This window comes from Mesobacillus zeae (genome assembly GCF_003570705.1).
In the GTDB taxonomy this organism is placed as follows: Bacteria; Bacillota; Bacilli; order Bacillales; family Cytobacillaceae; genus Mesobacillus_C; species Mesobacillus_C zeae.
This window is the reverse complement of the sequence record NZ_QWVT01000059.1, coordinates 1-1,586: the sequence shown is the minus strand read 5'-3', so window position 1 is coordinate 1,586 and position 1,586 is coordinate 1. Positions and strand designations below refer to the sequence as shown.

1 protein-coding gene is annotated in these 1,586 nt (G+C 37.2%); it reads left to right on the top strand.

The window, feature by feature from the left end; genetic code table 11:
- Positions 1–250: 250 nt before the first annotated feature.
- Positions 251–1,453 carry an IS110 family RNA-guided transposase gene (locus D1970_RS21540; RefSeq protein WP_119114900.1) on the top strand — a complete coding sequence of 401 codons (1,203 nt, stop codon included), beginning with the start codon at positions 251–253 and terminating at the stop codon, positions 1,451–1,453.
- Positions 1,454–1,586: the final 133 nt, after the last annotated feature.

Genomic DNA, 1,586 nt, shown 5'->3' with positions numbered 1-1,586 from the left:
TTCGTATTATAAGGTTAACCAGTTTTTACTGGTTGACCTTTTTTTAATAGATTCTATTATATCAGTAGCCAGGGTAGGACGTACGGGTGCGTGGGGCATTGATCCCGTCAACTAAACTGTCCGCCCCCTACTTGTAGAAACATGTTTGAGGCTGGTTGGGACAACGATCTCGTATAACAAGCGAAGCTATGATACTTCAAGATGGAATAGGGGTTACTGGTTAGTAATTTGAGAGAGGAAGAGATAAACAATGAATCCAGTAGTTGGTCTGGATGTTTCAAGTGGGGAAAGTGAAGTTCAGGCATTTTTAGATAAGGGAAAACCTTATGGCAAGAGTTTTAAGGTATCGCATACCAATGAATCGTTAGAAGTATTATTTCACTTTTTGAGAAAGATAGAGAATGAGTCTGGTCAAAAACCGACTGTCATATTAGAAGCAACAGGGCATTACCACACGCCAGTCATTCAGTTCTTAGAGGAACATAATTATTTGTATATAATGGTTAATCCGCTACTATCATATCAAGCAAAGAAATCAAGTTTACGGAAGGTTAAAACTGATGCAGTCGATGCCTATTGCTTATGCGAACTTTTTTACAAGGAAGAGTTGGAGCCTTATAAAAAGCGTGGGACTCAGCTGTTAAACCTTCGTAACCTTACGAGACAACACGAAACACTAACAGGTCTGTATGTACAAGCTAAGTTGCAGTTCAATGCCATATTAGAACAAGTATTCCCTGAGTATAAAGGAGTTTTTGGAGATATGTATTCGAAGGTTTCATTACATACACTGTTGGAATATACCACATCTGAATCTGTTTTGAAGGTAGGGGAATCTGAATTAGCGGATAGGATTGCGAGTTTATGTACAAGTCGTTCGGAGTGTTGGGCAAACGAAAGAGCAAAGAAGCTTATCGAAGCAGCAAAGCGTAATCCATTTAAGAGTACATTGTATCAAAGTCATTTGATAGGTCTTGAGATGTATATTCAAATGCTTCTCCAATATCAAGAGCATCTAGCAAAGTTAGATGATCAAATAGATGCCCTTGCAGGAGAAATAAAAGAATATAAGATTATCCAAACGATCCCTGGTATCGGAGAAAAAATCGCGGCAACGATTATTTCCGAAATTGGAGAGATTGAACGGTTTAATCACCCTAAAAAACTGGTTGCTTTCTCTGGGATTGATCCAAGTGTACATTCATCGGGTAAATTTACAGCGACGATAAATCGAATCACCAAGAGAGGATCAAGTAGATTGCGTCATGCCCTATATATGGCTGTTCTCTGTGGGATTAGAGGCTCTCGAAATAAGAAATTAAAAGCGTTCTATGATAAAAAGCGAGAAGAAGGAAAGCCTTTTAAAGTAGCTATGATTGCTTGTACAAACAAACTAGTTCATTGGATTTTTGCATTACTAAAAAGCAAAGAAACTTTCCTCGATTTGGCTTAAGAGATACAATTAAGAAAGTAATGAAAAACCTTCCAATAGTAAAGTGGAAGGTTATTTGGCATGAGCATTTTTAGTATAGCATTTATTTTTTAGATTTTTAATGAAAAATATTGACATCCTATTAGCTGGTTTA